The sequence below is a fragment of the Algoriphagus resistens genome (assembly GCF_001442615.1).
Lineage (GTDB): Bacteria > Bacteroidota > Bacteroidia > Cytophagales > Cyclobacteriaceae > Algoriphagus > Algoriphagus resistens.
Genome location: NZ_LMXN01000002.1, coordinates 165,181 through 191,953 on the forward strand (window position 1 = coordinate 165,181; position 26,773 = coordinate 191,953).

The following is a 26,773-nucleotide window of genomic DNA, read 5'->3' on the forward strand; positions in this document are numbered from 1 at the left end:
TTTTAAAAGTATATGAACTGTTTGATTGTTGAAGATAACCCGGCCACCAGGGAATTTATCCTGGATATTATCAGGGATAATTTTAGTGATGTCAACTGTTATAGTGCGGCCGACTTGACAGAGGCAGAGAACCTATTTGTTAAAATCCACCCTGAACTGTTGATTATGGATGTAAATCTTCCTGATGGCAAGTCAGTGGATTTTTTGTCCAAACTTTGCAATCAGATTTCTGCCATTCATTTCAAGGTGATATTCATTACCGCATTTTCAGACTATGCCCTTGACGCATTACGGCTGAGTGCCATGGATTTTCTTTTAAAACCCGTTTCACCGATTGAACTGATCGGGGCAGTAAACAAAAGTATTGATAGCTTAAAGAAGGATGTCAGATATACTGAGCTGGAGACGTTTTTTTATAATCTGGGGCAGAAGCAATCGGTAATAGAGGATAAAAAAATCGTTTTAAGGACTGCGGAAAACGCACATGTGCTTTCTATAAAACAGATTTTCTATGCAAGTGCGGATAACAATTACACCATTTTTGAGATCTCATCCGGTGCACCTCTTATCGTATCACAACCTCTGAAATACTATGATGATAAATTAAACACGTTGGGTTTTTTGCGGGTACACCAGTCTTACCTGGTCAACATGGACCACGTCTCACTTTATGACAAAAGAAAAGAATGTCTTTTTCTTACCAACGGATTACAGGTAGCAGTTTCCCAAAGCAAAAAAAGTTCAGTCATGAAATATTTGAATAAACAATACCTTTGATTTCCTTGAGGGCTGATTTTTTTGAGCTGCTGGCAAAGTAGAACCCTCCAATCAACTTCTCAAATAATCTGTCGAGGCATGGGGTATAAGTGAAGATAGGCTTTGTGACAATTCAGATTCTCAGTACCTGATATGCAATCCTCAGGATATGCCCGTCAATTCTCAAAAGCCTGTTTTTATATTTCTGAGCTTCTTTTAGTTGTCTAAATTTGCCTATCAACGAATGAAAAACACCATGATTTATCGGATAGCAGATTGAGAATTTAACTACATGGCATAGGCTAATGTAGCGTTCAAAGAAGTTGCGACCCACTTTTGCTATTGATTAAAAAAAACAAAATCCTCAGCTGAATTTGGGTTCGGTCCCACCAGCTCCGCATTTATTAGAAATTACATTACTATTTAAATTCAGATAATTCATGATTGGTTCAAGACGTTTTTGGATGGAAAAGATGAGGTATGGGGCCATGCTTTTCCTTTTTTCCGGTTTATCAATTGCCTGTAACAATTCCGAGGATATGGAAGACCAGGTGGGCAATACCAATCCCTTTATAGAAGGGAAACTTACAGTAAGTGTCGACATGGTCAATAATCCTATGTATGATATCTATAAACACCTGGACCTGGAAGCAGGAAACGTAAGCCAACAGATGGAGGATATCATGGAGGGTTTGGGCGAGGAAGAGAAAAGTGACATTCAGGAATTTTTGAATGCGTTGGAGGATAGTAACCCGGGTAATCTTGGCTACACTTTTTCAATGCTGTTTCATGCTATAAACAGCAAGGAAATAGTTGTGCAGGACCTTACTAAGGCCACTACCAAATACAATACCTTACAATATCACGGAGAAATTCAATTTAACACTGCCAATCAAGAGGGGATGCTGTATATGATGAGCCATTCCAATTCTGATAAAGAGCTGACTTTTAGTTATTCGAATGAGCTGTATCTGGAAGGAGGTCCGCAAACGGTGTTGACTGGAGATGGATTTGATATCCTCAGAACCGACGAAACAGCTATTGTGGCAGGTTATTTATGTAAAAAAGTAGTCTATTCATTGAAAGATGGAGGTGGTGGTGCAGGAGGGTTTTTGAAAGTTGAAGCATGGACTTCCGACTTAATACCCAATTCTATCAATTATGTCATGCCTTATCTTTTGGATGAGCAGCAGGGTATTTTAAAAATGGCCATTCACCACATCAGCAATGAAAATTATCCTGTAGTGTATGAAGTGACTGATTTGAATCCGCGTCAAGTGGGTGATGAAGAGGTTTCGATTAGGCAAAGTGATCCGCAGTACAGTTTTCCGGAAGATGAGGCAATGATCAATTCTATCTTGTTGGATATTTTATTCCAAGAATAAACGGAACTGTCAACGCCATTTTTCAAAGGGAGTGGACTCAAAGATTATGCTATTCAATCTGAAGTAGATGTTTGGATTGTCAGGACACCATCGCCTTCTAAATGCATAGTGTTCAATAAAATAAACAGAAACTATTAATTAACTATTTTATCAATTAACTAACATGGGAAAGAAAACTATCTTTATTGTTCTTATTGCGACACTTTTTACTTGTGTCAACTCTTTGGAAAGCAAGGCCCAGTCCTTTCAACAGGGGGATTGGGTGCTTAGCGCAGGGTTGGGCTTAGGCCATACTTTTTCTTATGCCGGCTCAGGGGGCCTGCCATTAGGGGTCGGAGTGGAGTACGGAATCACGGATCTGAATACCGGCTCTATCGGAATCGGCGGAGATTTGGGATTTACCTCCTTCGATGCTTATAAAGTATTGACAGTGGGAGGAAGAGGATCTTATCACTACAGTGAACTGGTTGACAACAAACTTGATCTTTATGCAGGATTGGGACTTTATTACAGAAACTTTAACTGGTCTGTAGGAGATGGATCTTCCTATTCTTATGGGAGTGGTATGTATGCTGCATTTCATTTAGGGGCACGATATTATTTTACGGATAAAGTGGCAGCTTACGGAGAGTTGGGAAACAACTGGGGATGGATGAACATAGGAGTGGCTTTCAAACTTTAAGAGGAAAGGATAAGACACTTCTACTATAGATTAAGGACAGGAAAGTGTGGTTTTACCATTTTTTTCTGTCCTTAATCCAGGTTGGATGTACTTGAAATTTCAGTTTTATACATGTTTTATATGCCAATAATGGGATTTTACCTAAGATGAAATCGAGCATGACTCAAGAGTCACACACTGGGATGCTGTTGAAAATCAACTAATAAACACATGAAAACCATATATTTTTATTGCTTTATAGCGCTAGTGCTAGTGGGTTGCAATTCTAAGAAAACAGGGGAAGAGGTAGGTGAAATTCCTGCTCATTCTGATACTATGGAGCTGGAGGATTCAGGGCCTGGTAGTGTACTTTCAGAAGAGAAACCCGCAACGAATGAAGTAGAATTCGATATAGCCAACCTTCCTGTTTCGGATGTGGAACTAGGAGATTTTCCTTTTTTTAGTTTTCCGGAGGGATTCAAGGCTTTAAACAAGCCCATTACCCGGAAATATGATGTCATTTATTTCCCGATTGATGGGGTTATGACTCCTTTGGAAGGAAGGGTTATGAAGACCTATGTTACAGAAGCAGATGATTCGGAAGAGGATTGGTCAACGGCCTACTTTTTTAAAAGCTATGATGATATCATTACATCAGTGGGAGGGGTAAAGATTTTCGACGGGCAAATCACGAATGATGAATACGAAAGATATCATGAAAAAGCAACCTATCTGGGTGAGGATGGTTCCATCGGGTATGTTGGTGAAACTATCAAAGTATATGCGATCCGCAGGAAAGATGGAGGTAATATTTTCATTCAGTTGACTGATGGGAATCTGAATATTCTTCAACAGGAGGAATTCAGGCAATCTATAACACTGTTGGAATCTGAGAAAATAGAAAAGGAGCTCTCCGAACAAGGAAAAGTGGTTCTTTACATTAATTTTGATACAAACAGAGCTACTTTAAAACCTGATGGAGAGCTGGCAGTGAAGGAAATATATAAAGCACTACTAGCCAACAATGAGTTGAAAGTAGAAATACGCGGGTATACGGATGATACAGGAACTGAATCCCATAATCAGTCTTTATCAGAGCAAAGGGCTGAAACTATACTAAAGGAATTGATAAGCCTTGGAATAAACAGATCCCGGCTGACATCTAAGGGATTCGGATCAAAAGACCCTATCGCTGATAATAGCACAAAAGAGGGGAAAGCTAAAAACAGAAGGGTGGAGCTCATCAAAAAATAATGCAGGCCAAAACTCCAAAGCCTGAACTTGTTATAAAGCTAGTTGGGCAATCAAGAGGAGACTAGAAGAAAAGTAAAGTAGGGATTCGGGATTTGTTATTTTTTGTAGCCCTTGCCCTAAATTTTAGGGGTATGGAGAAGTTCTTAGCTACGTTGAATGTTGAGAAGCAGGTCCATTCTAAAGTGCCCTGCCATTCCAGACTTTTTGGAATTACAGTTCGAGCGCAAGCTATTCTTGGGGGACTCCCGTTTTGAGTATTCCTACATGGGTAAAGACAGGAAGCGCAGGAGATTACGGAATTGTTCGTACCTATGGCGATTTTTGGCTCTTTCTATTTATTTTCGCCATATGCCTTTAAAGGGTGTTTCTTATTGTGTCAATTGAAAACAATAACTATATTTAGCCGAAACAAAACCCGAAATAAATGAAAATTAACAAATTAGTTTTTTTAGGCATTATGTGTATGCTTTCTGTGATTATGGTTCAGGCATCTTCACAACCTTCTCCTGAATATTTTGAGGGAAAATGGGCTGTATTAGTCAAAGGAACTCCAAATGGCGATGCTACAATCCCGGTGAGATTCGAAACAGTAGAAGGTAAGACCATCGGTTATTTTATGGAAGAAGGTGCTACTGAAGAGAGTAAAATGAGTTCTGTGACGATCAGTGGTGACGTTGTGAATACTGCTTTCAATATCAGTGGATATGACGTAACGCTCTCACTTAAAAAAGTAGATGATGATCACGCAAAAGGTGACCTCATGGGAATGTTTGATGCTGAGGGCACCCGCGTGAAATAACCCTAATTCCCAAAAATATTAACCCAATCTATCTATACACATGAAAAAAGGTGGCTGAACGTTCAGCCACCTTTTTTAGTCTTGTAACCCAATCTATTTTACTAATCTTTAATTTCTGCGGTTTTTAGAGGCTTAGGATATAACTGACCATATCTTTTGCATCTTCTTCACTCAGCGAGGGGTGAGGCGCCATAGCTGCTTCTCCCCATACTCCGGCCCCTCCATTAATTACCTTGCCGGCTAGTTTGGTTATGTTCGCTTCATTATTTTGGTATTCTGCTGCAATTTCCAAAAATGAAGGTCCTATGACCTTTCTATCCATCATATGGCAGGACATACAATCGGAGTTCTCCATTTTCACTTTACCGGTAGCAGTTATGCTCCCCGCACCTTCCACCACTTCTTCTACAGGTTCCGGATCAGGAATTGCCGGAGTTTGTACGCTTTTAGGCGTAGTTGCCATTACGACTTCTTCTTCAGAAGAGTTTTCTCCGCCACCGCAGGAGAAAAAGGCAACAGCTAATACTACGATAGCTGACTTTGATAGGTTTGTAATTTTCATTCTGTTGTTATTAATATCCAGACGGTAAATTTGAATAAAACCTGACACCGTTTAGAAGATTAATCATGATTTTTCACATTTTTTTGGAAAGTGGATTGAAGGTATACGCTCCAATCCACTTGAACCTGGTTTATTTATCTTAAAGTGAATTCGGGCAAAGGAATTATTTTTCCACCTTCCATAGCTGATTCATGAGCCAATATCCCCACACAGGTGATGTTGGCAGACTGCTTGGCATCAGGGTAAGGAGCACGCCCCTCACTCAGGGCATTTAGAAATTCGTTGACCAAATGTGGATGGGAGCCTCCATGTCCGGAACCTTGGATAAAGGATAGATGCTGATTGTCATCTCCATCATATACACCTGCTGTAGTGAATTGCGCAATCTCCTCAGGAAGCAAATGTCCATAATCAGGGATTTTCACTTTCTGCGGACTTTCACCGGTATGGATTACTGAATCTTCATGTTCGATCAAGGTCCATTCAAAAGACTTCTTGGATCCATACACGTCGAAACTTTCCCTGTACTGTCTGGCAGTATTGAAAAGTGATCTTGTCACTTCGGCGGCCAAATCGGAATCCTTGAATTTGATATGGCAAGTCTCTATGGCGAAAGGCGATCCATACTTTGGAATTAGGTTTTCGTCTATACGACCTGAACCCAGGCAAGACACATATTCTGCCTGTGCTTGCGGCAAGGCCAAAACAGGTCCTACGCAGTGAGTGGCATAATGCATAGGAGGGAGGCCTTCCCAATATCCAGGCCAGCCGGCCATTTCCTGTTGATGAGAAGCACGCAGGAACTGGATTTTGCCCAATTCACCTTTCTCATACATTTCTTTTACGAAGAGGAATTCACGGCTATAGATCACCGTTTCCATCATCATGTAAGTCAGTCCTGTACGCTGAACTTCCTCTACGATTTTTTTACAATCTTCCACAGAAGTGGCCATAGGAACGGTGCAGGCCACGTGCTTGCCCGCTCTAAGTGCTTTTAGCGATTGCTCAGCATGATTTTGAATGGGGGTATTGATATGAACTGCATCCACATTGGGATCTTTCAGCAATTCATCGTAGTCCGTATATACTTTCTCTATACCAAAAGCTTTGCCGATCTCTTCGGCTTTTTCTTTATTTCTCTGGCAGATTGCATACATATTCGCCAGCTTATGCTTTTGATAAATTGGAATAAACTCAGCTCCAAATCCAAGGCCTATTATGGCGATGTTGAATGGTTTCTTACTCATTATTTTCTATTTCAAGGGTTAAAAAGGTTTTTAGTTTAAAAGCCTGAAGCTTTAGATTTCTCCGGATAGCCTCCTGCTTATTCAGCAGCCCATTTTTTAAGGAATTCCAGTCCTTCTTTGGCAAAGCCATCCTGAGAGGGTACCAAGGGTTTCCAGATACACACTGCACCTGCAAGCTCTTTCACATCAGGAGTGAAGCTTTCTATAGAGACCACACCTGTGTAATTGATCGCTTCCAAGCCTCTTTTATAGGCGTCCCAGCGGGTCTGACCTGTACCTGGAGTTCCACGGTAGTTTTCTGATACCTGAAAATGTATCAATTTCTCTCCAGCGCGTCGGATAGCGGCTTCTACGTCGGGTTCTTCTATGTTCATATGAAACCCATCCAATATTACCTTTGCCTCTGGCTCGTTGATGTCTGCAATCAGCTGCATCAGCTCCTGGCAGGTGTTGATCAGGTCAGTCTCGAATCTATTCAACGTTTCAAGTGCAATATCCAAACCTGATTTTCTGGCATTTTCACAGACAATCCGCAGATTTGTAACAGCTCGGTCCCATTCGATTTTCTTTTGCTCAGAGGATACCAACCTTGCTTTTCCCACTGCCGAGTACATAGGACCGGCGACGAATTTTGCCCCAAGCCCTGCAGCTATCTCAAAGCAGGAATCAAGGTAATCAAAACTGGTTTTATGAAAGCTGGGATCTTCATTGGTAAGATCCCGACTTGTGCCAAATGCCCCACAGATAACAGCCTCAAGGCCATTATCTGCGAGTGCTTGTTTTACTTCATTTATATTGATCAAGGATGGGTCTTCCACGGGGATTTCCACTACATCGTAACCGAATTCCTTAATTTTGGGAAGCATTGACAGTGTTTCTTTTGAAAACGGGGAAGTCCAAAGCCAAGTGCTTACCCCAAATTTTACTTCTAATGCCATATTATATTACTTTCATTATGCCGTTCATCGTCTTCCAATGGTTAGGAAGTGTACAGACGAAAGGATATTCTCCCCGTTCGGATGGTACGGTCATGATGATGGTTTCTTCAGAGTTTGGGAAGACCAAGCTGGTAGCTGCCAACACCTCCGGAATACCGGGAACAAAGCTCTTGTCCATGCCAGTTAAGTCCTGAGCCATCTTCATTGCAGCTTCACTGATTTTCTCCAGTGAGCCTATTGCACCTATGATCAGGTTATGCTGCACGTAGTCTGGGTTTTTGAAATCTACCACCAGTTTGCTGCCAGCATTGACTATGAAAGTAGACTTGTCGAATCTCATCTCATGAGGAACTGCAGTGAGGGTAAGAAGTCCGTTTTTCACTACTTCTGATTCTTTCAGCGAGGCTACAGCTTCATTCTCCCCATCCGAAGCAGGTTTCTTCAAATCCAGGCTGGAGTCATTCCCGATTCTGCCGGAGAATCTCCAGTTTCCTTCATAGTCGCCTACCTTATTTCCTGAGTCAAACTGACCAATGCGTACATTGTCGGGTGCCATTGGAGCAGAGAAAAGTCCTTTGGTTTTTCCTTTGGCCACTTCCTTATCGTCAATTTTCAGACTCATATTTCCACCTTCCAGAAGAGTTGCTGTTACCCAGAATTTCTCTGAAGGCAAGTTTTTTCTAGAGCTGATGATTTTGACATCACCTTCCTGGGCTACCGCAAAGTGAAGGGCATCCTTGTATACGTACAAGCTGTAGCCATTTTCATTATTACCCTGAGCTACCATCACCCCATCCAGTGGGTCTCTTCCCGGCGTCACTTCCATCTGAATTGTAATTTCTTTACCAGACGGATCGGGTGGGAAAAGAAGGGCATTTCTCGTGCTTAGAGAATAGAGTTCTGACACAAGGCTTTTGGAAATTCTGTCAGCTATCCCCATTTCTGCATCTGCAGCTGTCTCTTCTGGAACTGGTCTACCTTCAAATGCGGATGGATGTGTCAATGCCGCAGCAAAAATCGCCTGAGGTAAATATTCATCTTTTGCGTTGTCTGCATCCTCAGAAATAGCCAATAGCTTTTTGGATACATTCTCCGAAGCAGGCATTTCGGACACCGCCAAAATTGCAAATTTCCTTACTTGAAGACTCGAATCTTCCATTAGGTTGGCTGCCATAATAGCATCAAGGGCAGCTTGGTTTTTAGGGATTACCCTTGTCGCATTTTTTCTGACTGCTGCAGAAGGATGGCTAAGCGCTTTTTCAATCACTTCCTGGGCCTGGGTATTATTTCCTTCCAGTTCTCCCAAACCTTTTAGCGTCCACATGGCATTGATCGCCGGTCCGTTGATGCCGGCACCATCTACTTCCTGGGAGTTAATCAGCTCATATAACCCGTCCACTACTTCTTTATTCTGGCTTTCTACGATCAGTCTCTGCGCAGTAAGTCTCCAGAACAAATTGTCACTCTTCATAGCTGCAAGCAAGTCGTTGGCGTCTGCATCTTTCAAATCAAAAGTTTTGGAAGCTTCCCCACCTTTATAGGTAAGTCTGTAGATTCTACCGTGCTTGCTATCCCGAAGAGGGTTGATGTAGGCGTTGCCTTCTCCGTTTTCAAATCCTCTGGGAGTAGGATTGTGCTGTATAATAAAATTATACCAATCTGCTACCCAAAGCGATCCATCAGGACCAACTTCAGCATGTACAGGGCTGAACCATTCGTCGGAACTCTGCAAAATATTAAAGGCATTCTTTTCTTTAAATCCTGATCCTTCTTCTATCAGCCTGCTATTATGAAGAACACGTCCGGTTGGCTCTGCGACAAAGCCGATTTTGTTCCAATATTCTTCTGGAAAATTTCTGGCCGTGTAGATGTTATGCCCAGCCGCAGCTGTATAACTTCCATGCCAATCAACCTGTCTAAGGAAAGGGGTGATGTGTGGCATGTCAAAATGTGTATCGATGCCCGTGGCGGTGTTTGGAGTACCTTTGTACACAGTTCTCTTTACATACTTATTATCCATGGCCAAGTACACCGAGTGCTGACCATTTGCAGTGGAGATAAAAGTTTCAAAATCTTCAGAAAATCCAAGGCCCCACGTGTTGTTGCTTGTCCGGCCAAGAAACTCCATATTTTCACCGGCAGGGTCAAAGCGATAAACTCCCTGGCTGAAGTTATGTTGCTTGCCACTCACAGTGCCGTTAAATCCAGAATAACCTAATACTCCCCATATTTTATTATCAAAACCATATTTTAAATTTGACGGACCTGCATGGGTATCATATTTACCCCAACCAGTCATGATCGTCTCACGTACATCAGCTACATCATCTCCATCGGTATCCTTCAGGAATACAAAGTCAGGGGCCATGGATACCAGCATTCCTCCATTCACAGCGACTATTGAGGTAGGGATATTCAAACCTTCTGCAAAAACAGTTACTTTATCTGCTTTGCCATCTCCATTCGTGTCTTCCAATATTTTGATCACATCATCGCCGCTCTCCTTACGCACTTCATTGGGATAATCAGTGGTTTCGATCACGAATAATCTCCCTCTTTCATCCCAGGCAAAAGCAATAGGGTTGATGATCATAGGCTCAGAGGCAAACAGTTCTAATTCGAAGCCTACCGGAGTCTGAACAAGTTTCATAGACTCTTCAGGGGAAAGAGGTAGCTGGAACCGTGGTGCTGGATCTCTATTTTCGTAATTAGGGATATCTGCATCCTCAAATTGTGGTTGGGGAATGTCGTATGCGATCAACTGTTTATTCACATCATTTCCTACGGCCCAAAGGATACCATTCGCTATGAGTTGCTGAAATTGTTCTTTCTCCCAGGTTTTCTCATCGTGGCCATAAGCGGTGTAGAATACACGTCCTTTTCCTTCATCCCTAACCCAGGTATAAGGCTCTTTATGATCACCTTCCACACGCTCCATCAGTACATGCATATCCGGGTTGATGTTGCTATGAACATACGTCTCATCCCAAGTTTCAAACTCACTGATTCCCTGCATGGCAGGATGATCCGCATCTATTATATCCACAGTGAAGTCACCGGTTCCGTGGGATTTAAACTGTCCACCGACTGCCTCTACGAACCAAGGTGAATTTCGGAAACAGAATGAAGCGCTATGGATGGGAATAAGTGCTTTGCCACCCTGCACATAATCCTTCAGGGCTGTTTCCTGATCCGGCGAAATCTCATCATGATTTGCATAGATCATCAATCCATCGTAATTGTTAAGTTTGGTAGGATTCAGATCCGCTACATCAGAAGTGTATGTGAGGTTGATTCCCCGCTGGAAAAGCGGAGTTTGTAGATACATCATCAGCTTTTCAGAATTGTGATGCTCACTTTCATGCCCGAGAACCAATATCTCAACTCGCCTTGGTTCGGTCGAGGACAGGAAGTTTTTGTTGCCTTTGCCACCGCATCCCGTGAGGAAAGCTAGCATTAAAATCACCAGGCCTACATAGGGTGATTTAGGTACTTTTGGGGTTTCGAGAATCATAACAGAATTTAAATAATATTTAGCCTACTAAATTCACGTATTAATTTGACCGTTTCTTCCTGTTTTAGCTTGATAAATGACTGAATTTTGTCAAATTATGCATGAAAAGTATACTATTGATATAGTAAACCAGCAATATTACGTGAAATCAAGCATGTCTCTTAGTACAGCTAACCGGACTATTATTCAATGCGAGATTCCCAATGGCCGCTGAAAAACAAAGTATAATCATATAAAATCGAGCTTGTCTGAAAGCAGACGGGCATGTCCTTAAGTACAGACAACCGGATTAGTATCCACTACGATATTCTTTCGGATCACACTAGGGACTCGTTATATGGCAGATTAAAAAAACAAGTATTAACAAATGAAAGAACCCTTACAAAAATCCGGGATTCCGGAGAATAAGGCCTTTGTAATCAGGGAAATGAGAGACCCGTATTTTGATAAGCAATGGCATGCGCATCCTGAATACCAATTGGTGGCAATTTTGCGGGGAAGTGGCACCCGCTACATCGGCGATCATATCAAACCTTTCAAGGGCGGGGACACAGTGCTGACCGGTCCAGGGCTGCCTCATGTTTGGCGAAGTGACAATGCTTACTTTGACCCTGCAAATGGACTGGATATCCATGGAATTGTGATTTATTTTCCAGAAAATTTTCTGGGGGAGGGATCTATGGAAAAAGAGGAATTTGAGGAAATTTCGAATCTATTGGTTCACGCAGCGCGTGGTTTGGAAATCACTGGAAAAACCAACCAAAAAGTTGTAGCACTGATGAAAGAAATGGTAAATCTAACAGGTGTTCCAAGTATCATCAAGCTCCTGCAAATCCTTCATATATTGGCTGAGTCCTCTGAGATTAAACCTATTACCCAAGTCAATTACTCGTATAATCATCCTGTATCCGAAAAAGATAGAATGGGGGAGATTCTCGATTATATTTTGAAGAATTTCAAGGAAAAGATAACACTGCAGGAGGTCGCTTCTCTGGCTAATATGTCCGAAAGTGCTTTTAGTCGCTATTTTAAGTCACGGGTGAATAAGTCCTTTTCGGATTTTCTGGGAGATGTACGGATCAGTAATGCAAGAAAACTGCTTCAGGATGAGGATTTGAATATCAGTCAGGTTTGTTTTGAAAGTGGATTCCCCACACTTTCCAACTTCAACAAACAGTTTAAGGACCGGATAGGGAAGACCCCGCTAGCTTATAAAAAGGAGTTTATCGAACCGTTTTAATTCCCTTCCAAACATTTATTTTCTTCAGCTATTGTCGAATTTACCCATCACCTGATCCATAAAAGACAGGCTGACCGGAAATGATTGGCCTTCCAATATCAACTGATGACGTTCAGCTTTGTCCACCAATTCTGAATTGACTATATAAGAGCGATGGGTGCGGATAAAAGAGGAGGGAAGCTCCTTTTCTATTTCGGCGAGTGTAATCCTGCTCATCATTTTTTCGTTTCTCAGATGGAAAGTCACATAATTGCCCGTAGCCTCGCAGCAAAACAGATCTTTGAATTTTGCCTTCACCTGTCCCTGTGAAGTTTTTACATAAATAAACTGTTGGCGGTTAGAAGGCTGAAGCTCCAGCCATTCCTGGGCTTTTTGACAGGCTTTAAGAAATCGTACCAGATTAAACGGTTTTAATAAATAATCCAGTGCATCCAGTTCAAAGCCCTGTACTGCGTAGTCAGAATAGGCAGTTGTGAAGATTACCTGTGTTTCCTTTGGCAAAAGTGCCGCCAGCTCCACACCGGAAATGTCGGGCATATTGATATCCAAAAATATTAAATCGACCGGATTGCTTCTGAGGTATTCCAGCCCTTCCACGGCATTGGTGAATGTAGCGGTCAGCTCTAAGAACGGAACTTTTGAAGCATGGGATTTGATGACTTCCAAGGCCATATTTTCATCATCAATAGCTATGGCGTGAATCATTTGTTTTGGTTTTTTAATTGATTGATAAGTAGGACAGTTCCCTCATTCTCCAAATGGGCAGCTACATGTGCCGGATATTTCCCAGGGAAAGCATCCTGAGAAAATGTCATTGGATCAATCATGGAGACTATTGCAGTATCGCCCATAGTTGCAGAGGGAATAATGACATCTTTGACATGTAACTGGGACAGGTTTATTTTCTGCGTATAGAGCGACCTTGAATTCAAATCTATTATATAAGTCCAGATTTGGTTTTTACTGCTGGAAATAAGCCCAAGCAGTTTGTTGCTAACCATCAGTGCAGGAGTTTGCAGATAGCGGAAATCCACCTCTTGCTGTTTATATTCCTGCATCTTCAGAAAATCATTTACAGCTGCCAAAGGCAAGGTATTCTCTGCAAAATCAATCACGACAGTATTAGACAAGGTACCTTTTCTATCAAAAACCCGGATGGTGTCATCCGGTGGCCTATGGTAGATGAGTTGGTGATCGGCGGTGGATAAAAGCCCTGCGTGGTAATAGATATTGGCATTCTCAGAATCAGTTGCATAGTGGAAGTAGAGGCTATCTGTTTCCATGTTTGCCTCCAATACAGCCAGCTTGTGATCGGAAAATTGTTCTTCATTCTGACTGAATCTGTCCAATGCAAAGAACCACTTATTTTTCCATTGCAAAAAATCTCCTATGTTAAATGGAATTTCCATTTTCTCCTTCCAAACTCCTTCTGCTGAATAGGTTATAATAGAACCGAGTTGCTTGTCTAGAACTTGAATTTCACCATTTTCACTTACTTGAAAATCCGTGATACCTCTAAGTTGCGTCGGTCCCTCCCCAAATTCTCCGATTTTTTGCAGAAAATTACCGGCTCCATCAAAGACTAAAACACCGGAATTTCCCAGATGATCAAAGAGGTAAAACTTACCGTGTGCAGCGATTAGCTTATCGGCTTGGCTATATAATGCTTCGGTTTCGGTGCTCAGTAACACATAGGACTGAGCGGAAACAAAATCCTCTAGAACCAAAGGCTTTGCTAAATCAAAAGGGATAACGAAATCATGAGAGGATTCTATCTCTTCATTGACTTCAGAGCAGCTGCTGAGTGCGCTAAAGAATAAGATTGAAAAAATATAGGTACTGAAGTTTCTCATAGTAGTAAGAAAAAGGCAAAATGTTCTGTGCGGTACGTAACTAGGGTTAAGCTATGTTTTTGTAAGTAGAAATGAAAGGGTTGCAATCGACATGTTCAAAACTGATTCCTGGTTCCCGGCCTTGCTTTATCCATTTGTCCTGGCAAATAATACACTATTCGGTCTCAGAAATAACAGAATCTATCCACTGGTTTGCTGAGGAAACTCTAGCCAATGCCAAGACTGATCCGTATTTAATCTCCCGGTTCAGTGCGCCCGAAACTATCCCGACTAACAGGCTTTGTCCATTAACATCCATAAATACTCCCCCTCCGCTATCTCCTTTAGAACCTCCTATTTCTAATGCTAACGGAGTAGGTGAACCAAACTTATTTTGCCCAGGACCAATGGGACTATCAAAATCACATACCATCACATCTTTGCGGAAATTCCTGTTTTGAAATGTTCCACCAATTGCATCAATCGTATTTTGTCCAGCTAATTTCTCTTGTCTTCTTGGGCTTTCCATCCCTATAGTACCATTTCCTACATATCCGTAGCCTACTTTTGTAATAACCTGGCCGAGCTCTTCATCCCCATAGTAGCGCTGGGCCGGCACTATGCCCAAAACATCTTCTTCCAATTCAACCAAGGCCATATCCCAGCCGTTCCACTGCACTTCTTCATCACCAGGGTTTAATTTAGGGTGTTTGACTATTTTTTTTGTTTGATAAAATCTATCTCCGAATTTCCAGACAGAACTGTCTTGAACGAAATGTGAGGCTGTCAAAACCCATTGAGATGCTATCAATACGCCGACGGCATAATCGGAACTTTTTATAGATTCAGAATAACGGCCTATACAGTCATATTGTGTCTGGTTTCCCAATTCCAAATATTTTTGGATTGGTACATCATGTCGGATTATACCCTTTATTACTGCTGTTGGAAAAATGCAAGCAGTACTGATTAAAGCTACCAGAACTGCTGATCCGACCTTGCTATATTTGTTTATAAATGTCATCTGTTTATAATTGTTTTAAAATGGTCAGATGGAATCTTTGAAGATTAAAATAATCATTGCCTGTGTGTTTTAATGATGATATTAATCGTGTCGATTTCATATGATTATAATTTGTCTTTTAAAGGCCATATGGAATCTCGCATGCATTATAATCATCCCAGTGTGTGACGTTTTCGTCATGCTCGATTTCATATGATTATAATTTGTCTTCTAAAGGTCAGATGGAATCTCGCATGGGAGATAATAATCCCAGTGTGGTTTTTGAGTCATGCTCGATTTCATTAGCTCATCTTTTTTTTTCCAATCCGCATTAGTTAGGCTATATTATCCGGGGGATACACTATTTCGTCTTGTAGCTGTTTTTTATAGTCGCTTTTGCGTAGTTTTTAATTTTCAGTCAGTATTATGTTTCGCAACTTTTCAAGTTGTGTGTCAGATTTATGTAAAATTTGATCAATATCTCGCTCAATTTTTATGTCTGGTTCTGTTCCAAAACCGTCCAAAGTTTTTCCGTTTTTCTGAAAGGAAACCATTGTGCTTATTTTTCCGAATAATTTTGAATTTGGCAAGTCAACCCAATCGCTATTACCACTTGAGCCGTCAGTAGTTACACCTACAATTTTGATGTTTGGTAATCCCTTATAAGCAGAAACAAAAACTGATGCTGCACTAAAAGTCTTTTCGTTCGCTAAAATGTAAACAGGTTTGTTGTAGTAAAATGATTGCTTAGCTAACTTCTTACCATTCAGCAATCCAAAATAATATTCGCTATATTTCTTCTGATCTAATTCATAAATTGGTTTAAAGGTTTTCAAAAATTCAGTTGCCCTTTTTTGTTCTCTGTTACCTAATTCTGAAAAGGAAAATAAAAAACGGTTATGTAAACTTTTTCGATAAATTTTTGGTAATGGGAGTGGACCTCTCTGTTTTGTTACGTTAATAATATAGATAGAATCGGGATGCACCAAATATTTTCCAAATTCATACAGCAAATCACGGGTTCCGCCACTGTTCGCTCTTACATCAATGATCAAGGCTTTGCTTTCATTTTGGATAGATTTCATAAATGAATTGACTTTGTCAAAAAGGAGTGGGGTTTCTTCTATGTTGACCATATCAGGAATTTTGATATATGCAATGTTATCTTTTAAGCTAAATAGTTTTTCAAAGATTTCAGGTTTATTAAAGTCTTCATCTTTTATGTTAAGATAATCTCTTTCAAATTTTTCATCCCAAGGGCGTAATCTTTCTGATTTGCCAACTACGGGAATTGTTAAAATAGTGTCATTTTTGAAAATGGAATCCGAAAGTGTCAATTCGATTTCTTTTGGTAATGGTCTGTCGATAAGTATGTAATTTTTTTGAATGTCCCGAATATCTCTGACTGCCAATGTAAAATAGCTTTCTTTAGGTGCTTTTATATCTTCTGGACGTGTTTTTTGTAGAAAGTCTATAATATCTATTCCGTCAATTTTTTTCAGATAAGGAAATTTAGGGTTGAGTATTTTTAACTCTTTGTTTTGGTTAACATTCAAGACAACAACTTTATCATTAAAAGGGGCATAAATGAACGGTAAAAATAGCGACTCGTTTAAATCGTAACCTCTAATTTTATTTAGGGAGGAATGTCTGTCTCCAATTTTAGCTAAGGTGTTGGTAATGAACATACCAAAATTCTCAAGTCTGGTGGAATCGTCTAAAGTGTTTAGATAGTTTTTAAAATCGCTATTGAAGTCATAACCATTTAGATATGCATAGGAAGATTTTTCGTTTAAGGTTTTTGCCAGGAATTCAATATCTTCGGTTATCTGTTTTTCAGTCAGCCAATTCTGCGCTTGCGAAATGAAAATAGTAAGACTGAATATAATCGTAATCAGGGTTTTTAATTTCATTTGCGGTTTTATTAAATTGTACACAAAAAAGAATCTGTCCATCGGTTTGCTGTAGATGCTCTAGCCATCAATACGATCAGAACTGCGGATCCGACTTACCATATTGTTCCATATAGGTTTATAAGTCTCATTAGCTTGCTTCCTGTTTTTTCAATTCACATTAGTTAAGTGACATCTCCTTGATCAGGTAAATCAGGAGCCATTTAGTCTAGCTGTAGGGAAAGATGAACGAAATGTTCATTGTCGTTGGCTACGATGGTCAGGTTATGTCTTTGCGGGTAAAAGTGCGCCAACCTGCTTTTCACATTTACCAGCCCTATGCCTGATTCATCTTTGGGATCTTGTGTGATTTTTTTGGGATGGATGCTATTTACCACATCCAGATGCACCGAGCCCTGCAGACAGCGCAGGTTGATCTTGATCCACGATTTGCTCTTTGTGCTGATACCATGTTTGAAGGCATTTTCCACATAAGGAATCAAGAGCATCGGAGCAATACTACCCTCGCATATCTCATCGGATAGTTTGATTTCTACATCCAGGTTTGATTCGTTTTTGAAGCGGAGCATTTGCAAATCCAGGTAGTTTCTGAGGTAATCCACTTCCCGGGTAAGCGGGATTTTATCCATCTGGTTCTCATGGAGCATAAAGCGCATCATATCTCCCAGCTTCTGAATGCCATCGGAGGTTTTTTCGGCATTTTCCATCAGAGCAGCACCATAGAGGGTATTGAGTGCATTAAAAAGGAAGTGCGGATTAATTTGGGAACGGAGAAAACTCAGGTTGGCAGAACTCTGGTTTACCTGAACAGACAAATCATCAATTTTTCCGATGTAATCCTCGTACTTTTTGAAAACCAGATTGGAAAGGGGAAATATTACAAATATCAGCAAGAGAATCATGCCAAGTCCCAACATCATGATCTCTGGTATATTTTCATCTACTGCTATGATCAAAAAGATCATAGCAATGACGGACATCAATCCCCAGAGAAACAGACGATAAGCTCTGGTGTTACCAGCCAGTTTATTTCTGTAAAGCAGGTAATAATTGTAAAGTACAAAGAAGATAACTCCCGGGATAATGGCAAATAGTATGATCAAAGCCCCTTCATTTACAAACAACTGGGAAGCTATTAGGAAGATGACCACAAAGACCAGGATCATAAAAAGCCTCACACCATTATAGAGGTGAAAATCTCTGAAAGCAGGTGGCAAAAGCATTTTCTGCAATAGAATCGCGGTAAGCAGGTAACCTGGATAAAGCGCAAGTACGCTGAAGTAAAAGCGGAAAAATCGCTCGGCATCAACATCCATCCCCGCAGCACAAACTCCGGAAAGCCCGGCTGTGACTGCCGCTGTCAGGATACTTAAGATGATCAGGTGGCCGACTTTTTTGTCTTTAAGGAATTTTGGGATCACCACTAGGTGCATCACATAAAAGCCTATATACACCGTGATAGGCATAAATACTTTACCTAAAAACCTCTCTATCTGACTATAATGGACACCGCCCATGATGTTGGTGAGAACTATAACCAAAAAAATAAAAGTGACTAGCCACCACTCTATATCCCTAAATACAAATCTTCTTGACTTCATATTATACTGTTAGTTAATTAGTTAGCTTACTTTGATTCAATTAGATCTGCTTTAATGTTCAAGGTGATTCTTTCAGAATTCTCCTTCTCCACACTACAGTCAAAGAATATCAAAATGATATTATAGATAAGTGCTACAAGAATAAGTAAATAATAGACTTTCTTAGTGTTCATTTATTCTCTTCCTAATTGATGGACCAAGATTAGCTGTACCGGAAAGTCTTTACAAAAGTATGTGACGAAATCAGAGAATTGAGGGGTGAAATGTCCATTATCGGTAAGCTGAAGTGCGAAGCTGAAGCAATCCCCGTGTATTTACGAAATACAAATGACGATTTACGAGATTACCGAAGAATGGCGGAAATGTCATATCGTAAATCGTAAATGAGCAAATAAATGTAGAATTCCGAATGGTGAATGTCGAAGTAGGTCTATGCTAAAATGGATTCTGTAGCAAATCAATTCCCCACATCAAGGGAAGCACAAAATACACCATCAAAGTCACCAGAATAATCGAAATGATATTCAGCCAAAAACCGGCACTTACCATATCCTTCATTTTCAGAAAACCCGAGCCAAAAACCACCGCATTGGGAGGTGTGGCAACGGGAAGCATAAAAGCACAGCTGGCCGCCAAAGTAGCACCAACCATCAGTCCAAAAGGATGTAGATCAAGTTTTAATGATACAGAAGCCAGGATAGGAAGCAGCATGGAAGCTGTCGCTACATTGGAGGTGACTTCGGTCAGAAAATTCACCGACGCTATAATTACAAGTAAAAGCAGGAAGAAGCTGATTCCTTCAAGTAAAGTAAATTTTTGCCCGATCCATTCTGCGAGTCCAGTACTCTGAAAACCAGCAGCTAAAGCCAATCCTCCTCCAAAAAGAATTAATACGCCCCAAGGAATTCGCTCAGCTGTCTTCCAATCCAAAATCCGTTCATTTTTGGTAGAAGAGGGGAGGACAAAGAGTAAAACTACCCCTATTAAAACAATGATCGTGTCATTGATTTCCGGGAAAAATTGTTCCAGTAAGAAACCCCGTGTAATCCATGCCAGGCAGACTAGTCCGAACACGATCATCACGGTTTTCTCTTCAAAATTAATCTTCCCAAGTGCTCCCAATTGCTTGGAAATAATATTTTTGCCATCCTTTAGGCTAAAATTCTTTGGAAGTGGATTAGCTGAATTCACCAAGTAAAACCAGCAGACAAACAACAAAACAGAGGCTAAAGGAAATCCAAAGAGCATCCATTCATTGAAGCCTATAGTATAGCCATACAGATCAGAGACAACTGCGGCAAGAATGGTATTGGTAGGTGTACCGATCAGCGTGGCAACACCGCCGATGGAAGCCCCGTAAGCAATTCCCAGCATAATATTTTTACCCAGACTTTGCGCAATAATTGAATTAGAAGAATCTAGTTGATCTTTGAACTGATTGACTACGGCCAAACCGATTGGCAACATCATGAGTGAAGTAGCAGAATTGGAAATCCACATGGAGAGAATTCCTGTAGCGAGAATAAAACCCAAAACGATACGGCGAAGGTCAGTCCCCAATAAATTTATTATGTTAAGTGCAATTCTACGGTGTAGATTCCATTTCTCAATTCCCGTGGCCAGTAGGAAGCCACCCATATAGAGCATGACTGTGGGATGCATGTAATTGCTTGATACATCGACTATAGGCAAAATCCCGAGCATAGGCATAAATATCAGCGGAAGAAAAGCTGTGGCGGCAATAGGAATGGCTTCAGAGATCCACCAGATTGCCATCCAAACGGCTAGCGCCAGCATAGCCCGAGACTCGGGAGTTAAACCTGGAGATTCCACAAGAAAAATTATAAGCAAAAAAGCAATAGGCCCAAGAAAAAGCCCCAGTCGGGGAAGTTGAATAGTCATAAAGCTCGCAGGTCGGGGTATAGTGAGTTCAGAGCCTTAAGTTAAAAATAAATGGGAAATAGAGAGGTATTGATTTCTTTATTTAACATAATGTAAATTATGTAACAAATTCTGCTTTTTAGCCTTCAGTAATGCTTTGTAATACAAAATCAGTTCTTTAAGACTGTATGATATGGTGAGATTTTACGGTAAAGTAAATCACGGAATAATTCTACCATTCAGCCGAGGGTTCAATTATGAGTCTTCTTAACCAATGATTTTCTATCGCTCTATTTTTGATTGTACTGGAAAATGTGTGGATCACTTCAAAATATGCAATTCTCAGAGCTCAAGCAATTTGGAAAAACTGAGCTCTTTTATTTACAAAGGTAACTCATTCATATTGAAAATCTTACGATCTAAGTTCATATCAACACAGGTGAAAGATGGTACTTCCGGTTTTTCCAATTTAGAACCTAGTTCTCTGTTCTGCCCTGTAAAAAACATCCTGCAAAGCTTTTCGGATATCCAAACTATACAATTTTTGGTGGTCTCTAGATGGATAAACCCGGTTGGATAGAAATATAAAAGTGAGCTTTTTTTCGGGATCGGCCCACACAAAAGTTCCCGTAAAACCAGAGTGACCAAAACTTGTGGGACTTGCCAAAGGAGAAGGATAAGCTTCCGTCAAGGGCAGCTCGGCATTGTTGAAGTAAGGTTTGTCAAAACCCAGCCCGCGGCGGTTATCGTTTTCGCGAAATTGCACGGCAGTAAACTCTTTCACGGTTTCGGCTGAAATGAGCTGTTGGCCATCCACCTTGCCATAATTTTGATAAAAGAACATCAATTTGGCCATGTCATCGGCCGTACCGAACAAACCTGCATTACCCGAAACACCTCCTTTAAGCGCTGCGTTTTCGTCGTGTACCCATCCTTTTACCAAGGATTTTCTAAATAGCGAATCCACTTCGGATGGAACAATGTTGTTGACATAATTTTTCCCCTTAGGTAAATATCCCAAGGTATTAGCCCCAATTGGCTGGTAGAAATTCTCGGCCAAATAGGTTTGATAGTCGGTTTGGGTGAGTTGCTCGATCAAACTAGGAAAAATCAAAAAAGTGAGTCCCGAATATAGGTACTTCTTTTCATCCGAGACTTCGGACCGGTTAATGATCCGATTCATTTTCCGTTCAAAACGATTATTGATATAAAGCCCATCGTATACTTGCCCTTGAAATCGTTTATCGGATGAATGATGCACAAATCTTCTTTTGATCTTGCCATTTTTCCGAACCACCTTTTCCAAAAATACAATGTATGGAACCAACCCAGCTTGATGTGCCAAAATCTCCCGGAGCGTTAGATCCTTTTTGTCTTTTCGGTTTCTCCAAGGTTTCCAATAGGTGCTGAAAGGTTTGTCCAGATCAAGCTTTCCCTGGTCCACCAATTTCATTAAGGCAGGTAAAGGCCCAGCAATTTTGGTCACGGAAGCCAAATCGTATAAGTCGTTCAATGCGACGGGTTGAATTTTGTCGTAGGTATGGTAACCGTAGGCTTTGTGAAAAATAACCGTATCGTTCTTTGCTACCAAAAGCTGTGCTCCTGGAAAAGCCAAACTGTCGATGCCCATTTCCATAAGAGAATCCACTTTTTGGTTGATGAAATCTTCATCAAATCCTAATGTAGAGGGCTTGGCATGGATCAGTTCCCGTTGGGCAAATCCAAGTTGCATCACTGAAGTAAGTAAGAAAAACGAAAACGCTAATTTTTTCATGATGGAAAAACTTTATTCCTAAATATGCAAAAATCTTTCGCAAAATAATTAGCTATAGTATTAGCGGTTTCCTTGCTTGATATGTTACCTATTGCGTCAAGAAAGCGGTAATTTTGAATTGGGATCTGATTATGCAAACAAAATAGCATCCATTTTTGTAGCCGCCGTTCGTGTCAGCACGAATGGCAATTAACTCGTAAGCCCCGCCCCTATTCCATGTGGCTATTTAAAATATAATTTGTCTGTTCCCCTCCTTCTGCAGGATATCTCGTTTCCAGAAGATGGCTTCGGGCGGCAGGGGAATTGTGTGGTGATTATATAACATGGCTACAAATCTGTCGCTCCTCTGGAGCTGATAAGTTGGTATTCGATTGATAAATCTTTAATAAGCTTTTATTGACAGTCTGGAAACTTACAACAATCTAAGTCCCGTCTGCTCTATAGTTTGTAACCAGAAAACATTCGAGGTTTTCCTTCGTCATGTTTGGGCTAAAGCATCTCCTAATCTTTCCTGAACATACTGTGTCCAGGCCTGCGCGCAAGAATCATAACATTCAAATTCTGGAACTAGCCCTAGGTGCGTGAACACGATTTTGGTTTTATCCAGCTCCTGAGAAATCTCAAAAGCGATCTTTGTTCCGTTCCATTCCTCTGTCTTATTTACAAAACTAAGATTGGCTTCTGTCACCAGCCAGACCACCTTTCTATTCTGCACCAGTTCCACCATTTTTTGTTTAGTATAATGTGCTCCCCCACCAGCTAGAAAGCTAAATTCGTCGCCCACTTTTTCTGAATTTCCTTCAAATGATTCATCATATAAACCCGACCACCATGCCCGAACATTTAAAAGAGTCTTAAAGACATCTGCCGCAGATTGCTTCACCACAATCGCGGTAGTAAAACTCTGATTTTCCATACTATTATTTGTTTTTTTTTGAAAGTATAAGTAGCCTTAAACGAAATCCTATTCTTTGGAACAACCGCTAAAATCACGTGATAAAGGTAGTTGCTGTTCAGGACGTTGAAGGGCCATAAACCAGACAATATGAAGGGCTATTTTAGACATTTAGATGATTACCCGCAACGGTGCCAGTAGCTCTATTTCCTTTGTTTTACTGGCTGGAAGACGGAAGACCGATGACCGAAGTGGCCTTGGCGCTAGTGTTTCCCGAATCCTGAAATGCTTTTATCGATTAACTGGAATAAGCACAGATTACATATTAGGTATTTAAGATGATTAAAAAAATGCAAGTGTAGCTTGTCTAGCTACTTAAGCGCTCGAAATAAAATACTCGACATCTGCCACACAGCCACAAACATCGGTCACGCAGTGCCCCGACCAAATAATAGAAAGTATTAGTAGTCTGATTTCCTTAATTTCCAGTACTTTAAGTAGTCAAGTTCTTCGTGAGACTTAGGAGGATGAAGTATTGATTCCTGCTTCAGTTAAACTATTTTATTGTGTGTTTACTTCTATGCGTTTCTACTACCTCGTTTTAATTTTCCTGCTCAGCAGTGTTTTATTTTCTTGCAAGAAAGATATCGAGACTCTTGACGGCTTTGAAATTGCCCCAGGTTTTGAATTATCCAGGGTTGCGATGGAGCCATTGATCAAAGATCCGGTTGATCTTGAATTTGATGAACTAGGTAATGCCCTAGTTCTAGAGATGCCTGGATATCCCTTTGAAGATCAGGAAAGTAGAATCATACTGCTAAAGGACACTGATCAGGATGGGATATATGATTATTCACAAGTGTTTGTCGAAAATCTGAAATTGGCAAGCTCATTTTTACCCTATAAAAAAGGGGTACTGGTCGCTGCTCCCCCCTACCTTTTATTTGTCAGGGATGAGGACCAGAACTATTTCCCTAATCAGATAGATACTCTGATGGGAGGATTCTCTACAGGAAATCTCCAACACAATTACAATGGCCTGACTTATGGTCTGGATGGGTGGATTTATGCTGCCAACGGAGGAAATGACGGAGCTCCATATTGGTGGGGGGATACTACGGGTCAAATGGATCTTCGAGGACAGGATTTCCGGTTTAATCTGGAAACCAAAGCATTGGAACGCTTAGGAGAATCATCTGGTGGCTATGGTCTGGGGGTCGACGAATGGGGGCACATTTTTGAGACCCATAATTTGACTCACATTTCCCATTTGGTCATTCCGGATCGTTATGTCAATGGAAATCAACTGTATCAGGAACACCTTTTGGAAAACATTTCAGATCATGATGACAATGGTTTGGCAAGGATTTACCCTATTGGAGAACAGGAGTCACGCGTAAATCATCCTGAGCAATCTGGCTACTTTTCTGGTTCCTGTGGAATCACCCATTACGGCGGAGGTGCTTTTGGTAAAGAATATGACCATACTATTTGGGTAGCTGATGTCGTCTTAAATTTAATCCATGTAGATCATATCACAGGTAATGGGGCCTCATTCAAAGCCTCCAGAGATGAAGAGAAAAGCGAATTTTTAGCAAGTAATGACCGTTCTTTTCGACCTGTTAATATGTCTGTAGGACCAAATGGAGACATGTTTGTGGTAGATATGTATAGAAAGGTAATAGAACATCCTGAATGGATTCCTGATGCTATAGAAAAGACCTTGGACCTGGAAGCAGGAAAAGATCAGGGAAGGATTTATAGGATTAAGAAAACGGGGACTACAGGGAATTTCCAGCTCTCCCATTTTCAGGGGCAGGCCCGATTGATTGAAAACCTTTCACATACCAACCAATGGGTACGCATGACAGCCCACCGGTTGTTGATGGACCAACAACTTGATGCCAATACTTTAAAAAGTTTAAAAGGTTTACTTTCTACTGCCAGCGGAATGGGGAAGCTTCACGCCCTTTGGTTATTGGATAACAAGGGCGAATTAATGGATACTGAAGTAATTCGGGCGCTACGGGATCCCTCCTTTCCGATCCGGGAAACTGCTTTAAAACTTGCAGAAGGCCGTCTTCAAAGCAATGACAAGCTATTGGAAATCTGCCTTGCACTGCTCCAGGACCCCAACCTGCGGGTTACCATGCAGGCTGCTTTATCACTATCCACCCTTCCACAGGAGTCTTTTAAGGTACATCAACAACAAATACTCAACAGGCTCAAAGAATCAGCGAAAGGCACTGTTGATTCATGGACATTGACCGCAATAGTTTTGGCCAGCCAAGATGCTGCCGGTATTTTATTGACTGAAATTCTTAACAGCACACAAGTAAAAGATTTTCCCACCCAATTTCTGGCTTCCCTGTCACAGATCGCCGGAAAACAATCAGACGTAAACCAGCTGATGGAGGCGATTGCAAAATCCATCATTCCATTATCAGACAAACAACTCTTGATTCGTGGATTGACTAATCAACTGACAAAAAGTAGCCCTGGCCTTATAAATTCAATCCAAACGCTGGAGCAAACTGGATATCCCGGATTAATTTCTGAGCTGGCTATTCTGAGATATAAACTGAAACTTCCTCCTTCTGCCCAGTTTCTCCAATATAGCCGTCAGGCTATCGACAAGGTCATGGATGATAGCCTTTCCGATAGCATCCGCCTTCAACAAATGGACTTGCTTGTCCTGCTCCCCTTTCACGAAAAATCGAATGCGCTGTTTTTCTGTCTTGGCCAATCAGAACCTCTAAAAATCCAGGAAAAGGCATTGCAACAACTCGCTACCATTAATGACCCAAGTATTGGTGTTCAGGTAGTTGGGATATGGAGTGAATTGAGTCCTCAGACCCGCCGCTATGCCAGTGACCTGTTATTGTTTAATGAGACCCATCACGATGCATTGCTTACTGGCTTAGAGGATGGAAGAATCAATATAGGCGAAATGAATTTTGATTTGGAGCGTAGACGGCAGCTACTTTGGTGGACGGATAATTCAGAAACGAAGAGAAGAGCGGAAAACCTTTTTAGCGATTCAGGGGTCAGCAACCGCCAGAATGTCATAGAGCAGATGAAGCCAGCCCTGGGATTATCAGGCTCTGTGGCTTCCGGAAAGGTGATTTTTGAACAAGTTTGCGCCTCCTGCCATCGCTATGGTTCTCTGGGAAATGAGGTGGGACCAACTTTAACTGAAATTGGCCGGAAGAGCAAGGAAACCCTGATGCATGATATCTTAGATCCCAATGCTGCTGCGGACCCTCAATACATCAATCATCGGTTGGAAACCAAAGAAGGTATTATCCATATAGGAATCATAGCACAGGAAACGGATCAGGAAATTTCGATTAAAAAAATGGGGGGCGAAAATGTGAAGATTCCAAAATCAGAGGTTAAATCCTTTCGTTCACTTGGCACTTCTCTTATGATGGAAGGCTTAGAAAATAGCATGGACGTTCAGAAAATGGCTGATCTGTTAGAATTTTTACAGAAGGGTAATCTCTGATATGAAATTG

Annotated in this window: 19 protein-coding genes; 7 read left to right on the top strand and 12 right to left on the bottom strand. The window is 41.0% G+C overall.

Annotated elements, in window-relative coordinates; all coding sequences use genetic code 11:
- Positions 1–12 precede the first annotated feature (12 nt).
- The 5 genes from AS141_RS04040 (at position 13) to AS141_RS04060 (ending at position 4,855) form a co-directional block, all read left to right on the top strand.
- Complete coding sequence (locus AS141_RS04040; RefSeq protein ID WP_057936355.1) at positions 13–777, top strand: LytR/AlgR family response regulator transcription factor; 765 nt, start codon at positions 13–15, stop codon at positions 775–777.
- A 419-nt stretch (positions 778–1,196) separates the two neighbouring features.
- A complete protein-coding gene (locus AS141_RS04045) occupies positions 1,197–2,141 on the top strand; it encodes a hypothetical protein (protein ID WP_057936356.1) in 945 nt (314 codons plus the stop codon).
- 163 nt (positions 2,142–2,304) lie between these two features.
- The gene (locus tag AS141_RS04050; protein ID WP_057936357.1) at positions 2,305–2,823 is read left to right on the top strand and encodes a hypothetical protein; all 519 of its coding nucleotides are present in this window, start codon (positions 2,305–2,307) and stop codon (positions 2,821–2,823) included.
- Positions 2,824–3,033: 210 nt separating this feature from the next.
- Positions 3,034–4,056: an OmpA family protein gene (locus AS141_RS04055; protein ID WP_082632175.1), complete on the top strand. Its 1,023-nt coding sequence runs from the start codon at positions 3,034–3,036 to the stop codon at positions 4,054–4,056.
- Positions 4,057–4,480: 424 nt separating this feature from the next.
- Positions 4,481–4,855: a hypothetical protein gene (locus AS141_RS04060; RefSeq protein WP_157243384.1), complete on the top strand. Its 375-nt coding sequence runs from the start codon at positions 4,481–4,483 to the stop codon at positions 4,853–4,855.
- Positions 4,856–4,979: 124 nt separating this feature from the next.
- Here the strand turns inward: AS141_RS04060 and AS141_RS04065 are convergent, their stop codons facing one another.
- From AS141_RS04065 to AS141_RS04080, 4 genes are all read right to left on the bottom strand, one after another.
- Entirely contained in the window at positions 4,980–5,417 is a 438-nt protein-coding gene (locus AS141_RS04065) for a c-type cytochrome (protein ID WP_057936360.1), read from the bottom strand.
- Positions 5,418–5,551: 134 nt separating this feature from the next.
- Complete coding sequence (locus tag AS141_RS04070) at positions 5,552–6,664, bottom strand: Gfo/Idh/MocA family protein (RefSeq protein ID WP_057936361.1); 1,113 nt, start codon at positions 6,662–6,664, stop codon at positions 5,552–5,554.
- Between the two features lie 77 nt (positions 6,665–6,741).
- Positions 6,742–7,602, bottom strand: a complete 861-nt coding sequence (locus AS141_RS04075) for a sugar phosphate isomerase/epimerase family protein (RefSeq protein ID WP_057936362.1) — start codon at positions 7,600–7,602, stop codon at positions 6,742–6,744.
- A gap of 1 nt (position 7,603) precedes the next feature.
- On the bottom strand, positions 7,604–11,116 hold the full coding sequence (locus AS141_RS04080; protein WP_082632176.1) for a PVC-type heme-binding CxxCH protein: 3,513 nt from the start codon (positions 11,114–11,116) through the stop codon (positions 7,604–7,606).
- Between the two features lie 367 nt (positions 11,117–11,483).
- Between AS141_RS04080 and AS141_RS04085 the strand changes: the two genes are divergently transcribed.
- Positions 11,484–12,356, top strand: a complete 873-nt coding sequence (locus tag AS141_RS04085; RefSeq protein WP_057936363.1) for an AraC family transcriptional regulator — start codon at positions 11,484–11,486, stop codon at positions 12,354–12,356.
- A 24-nt stretch (positions 12,357–12,380) separates the two neighbouring features.
- Here the strand turns inward: AS141_RS04085 and AS141_RS04090 are convergent, their stop codons facing one another.
- From AS141_RS04090 to AS141_RS04125, 8 genes are all read right to left on the bottom strand, one after another.
- The gene (locus AS141_RS04090) at positions 12,381–13,061 is read right to left on the bottom strand and encodes a LytR/AlgR family response regulator transcription factor (RefSeq protein ID WP_057936364.1); all 681 of its coding nucleotides are present in this window, start codon (positions 13,059–13,061) and stop codon (positions 12,381–12,383) included.
- Positions 13,058–14,209, bottom strand: a complete 1,152-nt coding sequence (locus AS141_RS04095; RefSeq protein ID WP_057936365.1) for a 6-bladed beta-propeller — start codon at positions 14,207–14,209, stop codon at positions 13,058–13,060. Before AS141_RS04095 ends, AS141_RS04090 begins: the two co-directional genes overlap by 4 nt.
- 154 nt (positions 14,210–14,363) lie before the next feature.
- Positions 14,364–15,212, bottom strand: coding sequence for a trypsin-like serine protease (locus tag AS141_RS04100; protein ID WP_057936366.1), 849 nt, complete (start codon positions 15,210–15,212; stop codon positions 14,364–14,366).
- 386 nt (positions 15,213–15,598) lie between these two features.
- Complete coding sequence (locus tag AS141_RS04105) at positions 15,599–17,104, bottom strand: S41 family peptidase (protein ID WP_157243385.1); 1,506 nt, start codon at positions 17,102–17,104, stop codon at positions 15,599–15,601.
- A gap of 203 nt (positions 17,105–17,307) precedes the next feature.
- The gene (locus tag AS141_RS04110; protein WP_057936368.1) at positions 17,308–18,705 is read right to left on the bottom strand and encodes a sensor histidine kinase; all 1,398 of its coding nucleotides are present in this window, start codon (positions 18,703–18,705) and stop codon (positions 17,308–17,310) included.
- 435 nt (positions 18,706–19,140) lie between these two features.
- The gene (locus AS141_RS04115; protein WP_057936369.1) at positions 19,141–20,607 is read right to left on the bottom strand and encodes an SLC13 family permease; all 1,467 of its coding nucleotides are present in this window, start codon (positions 20,605–20,607) and stop codon (positions 19,141–19,143) included.
- Positions 20,608–21,055: 448 nt separating this feature from the next.
- Positions 21,056–22,360, bottom strand: coding sequence for a serine hydrolase domain-containing protein (locus tag AS141_RS04120; protein ID WP_057936370.1), 1,305 nt, complete (start codon positions 22,358–22,360; stop codon positions 21,056–21,058).
- Positions 22,361–22,838: 478 nt separating this feature from the next.
- The gene (locus AS141_RS04125) at positions 22,839–23,276 is read right to left on the bottom strand and encodes an SRPBCC family protein (RefSeq protein ID WP_057936371.1); all 438 of its coding nucleotides are present in this window, start codon (positions 23,274–23,276) and stop codon (positions 22,839–22,841) included.
- Between the two features lie 559 nt (positions 23,277–23,835).
- On the opposite strand from AS141_RS04125, the gene AS141_RS04130 reads away from it, so the two are divergent.
- A complete protein-coding gene (locus AS141_RS04130) occupies positions 23,836–26,763 on the top strand; it encodes a PVC-type heme-binding CxxCH protein (RefSeq protein WP_057936372.1) in 2,928 nt (975 codons plus the stop codon).
- Positions 26,764–26,773 lie beyond the last annotated feature (10 nt).

What these genes read in the sequence shown, in the direction of transcription:
- AS141_RS04100 (WP_057936366.1), bottom strand. Translation starts at nt 15,212, where the DNA reads ATGACATTTATAAACAAATATAGCAAGGTCGGATCAGCAGTTCTGGTA.
- AS141_RS04060 (WP_157243384.1), top strand. Translation starts at nt 4,481, where the DNA reads ATGAAAATTAACAAATTAGTTTTTTTAGGCATTATGTGTATGCTTTCT.
- AS141_RS04065 (WP_057936360.1), bottom strand. Translation starts at nt 5,417, where the DNA reads ATGAAAATTACAAACCTATCAAAGTCAGCTATCGTAGTATTAGCTGTT.
- AS141_RS04045 (WP_057936356.1), top strand. Translation starts at nt 1,197, where the DNA reads ATGATTGGTTCAAGACGTTTTTGGATGGAAAAGATGAGGTATGGGGCC.
- AS141_RS04085 (WP_057936363.1), top strand. Translation starts at nt 11,484, where the DNA reads ATGAAAGAACCCTTACAAAAATCCGGGATTCCGGAGAATAAGGCCTTT.
- AS141_RS04095 (WP_057936365.1), bottom strand. Translation starts at nt 14,209, where the DNA reads ATGAGAAACTTCAGTACCTATATTTTTTCAATCTTATTCTTTAGCGCA.
- AS141_RS04130 (WP_057936372.1), top strand. Translation starts at nt 23,836, where the DNA reads ATGCGTTTCTACTACCTCGTTTTAATTTTCCTGCTCAGCAGTGTTTTA.
- AS141_RS04055 (WP_082632175.1), top strand. Translation starts at nt 3,034, where the DNA reads ATGAAAACCATATATTTTTATTGCTTTATAGCGCTAGTGCTAGTGGGT.
- AS141_RS04040 (WP_057936355.1), top strand. Translation starts at nt 13, where the DNA reads ATGAACTGTTTGATTGTTGAAGATAACCCGGCCACCAGGGAATTTATC.
- AS141_RS04110 (WP_057936368.1), bottom strand. Translation starts at nt 18,705, where the DNA reads ATGAAGTCAAGAAGATTTGTATTTAGGGATATAGAGTGGTGGCTAGTC.
- AS141_RS04080 (WP_082632176.1), bottom strand. Translation starts at nt 11,116, where the DNA reads ATGATTCTCGAAACCCCAAAAGTACCTAAATCACCCTATGTAGGCCTG.
- AS141_RS04105 (WP_157243385.1), bottom strand. Translation starts at nt 17,104, where the DNA reads ATGAAATTAAAAACCCTGATTACGATTATATTCAGTCTTACTATTTTC.
- AS141_RS04070 (WP_057936361.1), bottom strand. Translation starts at nt 6,664, where the DNA reads ATGAGTAAGAAACCATTCAACATCGCCATAATAGGCCTTGGATTTGGA.
- AS141_RS04090 (WP_057936364.1), bottom strand. Translation starts at nt 13,061, where the DNA reads ATGATTCACGCCATAGCTATTGATGATGAAAATATGGCCTTGGAAGTC.
- AS141_RS04115 (WP_057936369.1), bottom strand. Translation starts at nt 20,607, where the DNA reads ATGACTATTCAACTTCCCCGACTGGGGCTTTTTCTTGGGCCTATTGCT.
- AS141_RS04075 (WP_057936362.1), bottom strand. Translation starts at nt 7,602, where the DNA reads ATGGCATTAGAAGTAAAATTTGGGGTAAGCACTTGGCTTTGGACTTCC.
- AS141_RS04125 (WP_057936371.1), bottom strand. Translation starts at nt 23,276, where the DNA reads ATGGAAAATCAGAGTTTTACTACCGCGATTGTGGTGAAGCAATCTGCG.
- AS141_RS04120 (WP_057936370.1), bottom strand. Translation starts at nt 22,360, where the DNA reads ATGAAAAAATTAGCGTTTTCGTTTTTCTTACTTACTTCAGTGATGCAA.
- AS141_RS04050 (WP_057936357.1), top strand. Translation starts at nt 2,305, where the DNA reads ATGGGAAAGAAAACTATCTTTATTGTTCTTATTGCGACACTTTTTACT.